Below are 3,749 nucleotides of genomic sequence, written 5' to 3'. Positions count from 1 at the left end.
TGTAACATTGCTGGAACCATACGTATTGCTAAGGTTAAAACGGAGGAGTTAGTTGGATGATCCAGCACCTAGGACAGCACGATGTCGGAGCCGCGCTTGATCGTGCTGTTCAGGCCCATGAACGGGGTCTCGCAGATCGCGATCACGGGCATGCCGCCCACGTTGTCGAAGCGCGCCTGCATAGAGGTCGAAGATGTAGACGTCGGGCAGGAAATACACGGAGGCCGTCGTATCCTGCAACTCTTCGATGAGCTTGCGGATGCGCGGCTGCGCCGAGATCGGCTGGCTGATGAGAGATCATCTTGATGCCGTTGTTGCGCACGTACTGCGCGAGCTCGTCCGTCTTGCCGAGCATCGGGGTGCGGCAGCTCGGCCGGACGGCGGTCGCCGTCGCGGTCGTCGAAGAAACCGCGCACCTGCATGAACAGGTTCGGATGGCGGTCGCAGATGGCGGCGAACTCGAGGCCCACGTCGTTGACGCCGACCACCACCACGGACCGCACTTCGCGGCTTTTGCCGGGCCGGTTCGCCACGCGCACGGCGATGCGGCTTCCCAGCAGGATCAGCGGCGTGGCCACGGCCCAGGCCAGCAGCACGCGCTCGTCGTAATGATCATTCGAGGCCGCTGGACGAGCCGAGGAACATCAGCACGGCGAGCGTCACGCACCAGCCGAACACGGTGTCGCGCGCATACGCCCACATGCGGCCGCTGCGCCACGTGCGGTAGGGATCGATGTGCTGGTACACGGCCGACGAAATGAAAAAGGCCAATACCATCAGCACCAGCAGGTAGCCCGAGAACGGTTCATGGAACAGCAGCGCCGACAGGTACAGCGTGCCCATGATGATCAGCGGATCGAGTACGCGCTGGAAAAACGAAATCAACGGTATGTCATTGACGGTCATGAGAATGATCAGGAACTGCGCAATCAGAACTGCGCACTGGCCGACAGCGTCACGCTGTTCGACTTGAAGCTGCCAGTACCGAGCACGGCCGACCCGGTGCGCGCCTGGTGCGCGAGCCCGGCCGATACATGCAAGGTCGGCCGCGGCGAGCCAGGTCGCGGACAGGCTGCCCGTGCGAATGGAATCGCGGATGTCGCCCAGCCTGGCGAACGTCTCGCGCGCGTAGTAGTTGCGCCGTTCGTAGACGGCGTCGGCGTTCACCTTGATCTTGGCCGTCGCATCCCACTGCGCGCCGACGCTGGCGCCCTTGTTCAGCGTATAGCTCACCACCGTGCTTTCCAGCGGCGCGAAGTCGCGCCAGACGGCGGCCGTGTAGGTCATCTTGCCGCGCGGCTGGTACGTAGCCTTCACCTTGCCGGCGATGCCGCTCGTCTTGCCCGTGCCGAACGAAGGCTGGTTGCGCCGCGTGTAGCCGACGAGGGCATCGAAGCTCGTCGAGCCCGTGGCCAGCCACAGCACGCGCGCCTTCAATTCGTCCTGCGTGAAATTGTCGTTGAGGAGGAACGGACCGACGGGACGCGGATACGGATACTTGCCCTTGACCCGCCGCGCCACGAGGCCGACGGTGCTGCCGCTGCTCGGCAGGTAGTCGAGCTCGAGCTCGCTCGCGTCCTCGGTCCGGTTGTTGTAGCGCTGGGCAAACAGCTCGTAGTCGTACTTGTCGCGCTGGAAGCCGGTGCGGACGCGCCAGGACGAATGGAAGCGCCACGCGCCTTCGGCGAACTGGCTGCGGCTGCGGCGCAGGTTGCGCTCGTTGCTCGCGAAATCGGTGTACGGCGCGAGCACCTGTTCGTAGGTCGTGCCGACCTTGCCTTCCAGGTGATTGCCGAGTTGCCAGAACCAGGTTGCTTGCACGTCCTTGCCATCGTAATTGAGCTGTTTGAAGTGGTTGAAGTCGTACTTGGACAGCTTGGCGACGATGGAAATCCGTTGCCGGCTATAAGTCTTATCGAAGATCAATCCCCCCTCCCGCTGCCACCACGAATCGGCCCGGGTGCCGTCGAATGCAGGCGCATCGTCGGGCACGCGCAGCAGGTTGTCGTCGTGGCCGTAGGACACGCCGGCGTACAGGTGCAGCGCATCGTTGGGGCCGGCACCGGCCGGCAGCGTGAACAGGGTGCAGAGCAACAGGGCAAGGGGACGTACGCGGGAATTCGACATGGTCGTTTATCTTCTTTGAAGTGTTAATTGCCGGACGACTTACCAGTAAGACCAGTTCCCGGTTCGAACCACCCACACGCCCAGCAGGCCGTTGGTCACGGCATGCGCCAGGATCGGCGACCACAAGTTGCGGTGACGCATGTACAGCAGGCTGTAGGCCGCACCGGCAACGATCCCGGCAAGCCAGAGGTTATGTTCGAAGCCGAACAGCAGGACGGTAATGACGAAGCTTTTGATACTCAGTTGAGAGGGCTCAACCGACTCGAAATCAGGATCGTCCACCCAGCGCATCAGGAAAGAACGCCAGAACAATTCTTCCATGATGGGCACGACGAGCGCGGCGCCGGCGATGCGGATCGCCACGAGCAGCCAGTCGATGCGGCCGCCGACGCGCGGGTCGAAGCCGGGCGGCGAACCGACGAGCATCCAGCCGGCATCCAGGGTGATCCACAGCACGAGCACGGCGACGCCCGTCGCCAGCGCGATCGACGCGGGCAACGGTGCCAAGCGGAAACGGGAAAGTTCTTGATAGCGGCGCCAGAACAGCGCCAGCAATAGCGCCACGAGGGCGATCTTGGCGGGATACAGCCAGCGCAGGGTGTCCGGCCGGACACCCAGGCGCTCGAGCACGTCGCCGGCAACGATGAAGGCGAGGTAGGCGGCGAAAGGGAGGATGCGGAGCCAGGCCGCGCGGGTGAACATGGGAGCGTCGGCGGGGATGGCTGCCGTGGCGGGCACGGCGTAGCGGTCGTCATGCTCAGTCATGTTTCTCCGTCAGCGGGCATCTGGCCCGCGCTTGTCGCGATGCGCTAGCGCATGGGTTACTCTCCCCTCGCGCGCGCTTCGAGGCGCTCCCAGCGCTCGAGGGTCTCGAGCAGCGATTCCTCGAGCTCCGCGAACCGTGCGTTCATCCGGCGCGCGTCGGCGGGATTGGTCTTGTAGAAGTCGGGCGCATTCAGCTGCGCCGTGATGGCCGACTGCTCGTCTTCAAGGCTGGCGATGAGCTGCGGCAGTTCTTCCAGCTCTCGCTGCTCCTTGTAACTCAACTTTACCTTCTTGCCGGATGCGTTCTGTGCGCTGGATGACATATCCTGTGCTTTAGCCGGTGCGACCTTAGCCGGCGCCGCGGGCGCCGCCGCCACGGTCGACTTCACGCGTTCCCAATCGCTGTAGCCGCCGACAAATTCTCGCCACATCCCCTGCCCTTCGGAAACGATGACTTGCGTGACGACGTTGTCGAGGAACGTGCGGTCGTGGCTGACGAGGAAAACGGTGCCGCTGTAGTCCGTCAACAGTTCTTCCAGCAATTCGAGCGTGTCGATGTCGAGATCGTTGGTCGGTTCGTCCAGCACGAGGCAGTTGGCCGGCTTGGCGAACAGGCGCGCCAGCAGCAGGCGGTTGCGCTCGCCGCCCGACAGCGATTTCACGGGCGAACGCGCGCGCTCGGGCGCGAACAAAAAGTCGCCCAGGTAGCTCATCACGTGCTTGCGCTGGCCGTTGATCTCGACCCAGTCGCTGCCCGGGGCGATCGTGTCGGCCAGCGACGCCTCTTCGTTCAGTTGCGCGCGCATCTGGTCCTGGATCATCCAACTAACTCCTCCGTTTTAACCTTAGCAATACGT

The 3,749-nt window shown here is 63.5% G+C and carries 3 protein-coding genes and 1 pseudogene; all 4 read right to left on the bottom strand.

Annotated features, from left to right (window positions below):
- Positions 1-68 precede the first annotated feature (68 nt).
- Positions 69-596: a hypothetical protein gene (locus tag ACWNCF_RS01170; RefSeq protein ID WP_449405718.1), complete on the bottom strand. Its 528-nt coding sequence runs from the start codon at positions 594-596 to the stop codon at positions 69-71.
- Between the two features lie 16 nt (positions 597-612).
- A complete protein-coding gene (gene epsL / locus ACWNCF_RS01165; protein WP_449405717.1) occupies positions 613-2,127 on the bottom strand; it encodes an XrtB/PEP-CTERM-associated polysaccharide biosynthesis outer membrane protein EpsL in 1,515 nt (504 codons plus the stop codon).
- Between the two features lie 39 nt (positions 2,128-2,166).
- Positions 2,167-2,892 carry a CAAX prenyl protease-related protein gene (locus tag ACWNCF_RS01160; protein ID WP_449405716.1) on the bottom strand — a complete coding sequence of 242 codons (726 nt, stop codon included), beginning with the start codon at positions 2,890-2,892 and terminating at the stop codon, positions 2,167-2,169.
- 56 nt (positions 2,893-2,948) lie between these two features.
- Positions 2,949-3,704 (bottom strand): annotated as a pseudogene (locus ACWNCF_RS01155) (ATP-binding cassette domain-containing protein); the annotation flags it as partial.
- Between the last annotated feature and the right edge of the window lie 45 nt (positions 3,705-3,749).

This window comes from Massilia phosphatilytica (genome assembly GCF_977014125.1).
The sequence above is the reverse complement of the archived record's forward strand: the minus strand, read 5'-3'. Positions and strand labels throughout refer to the sequence as shown.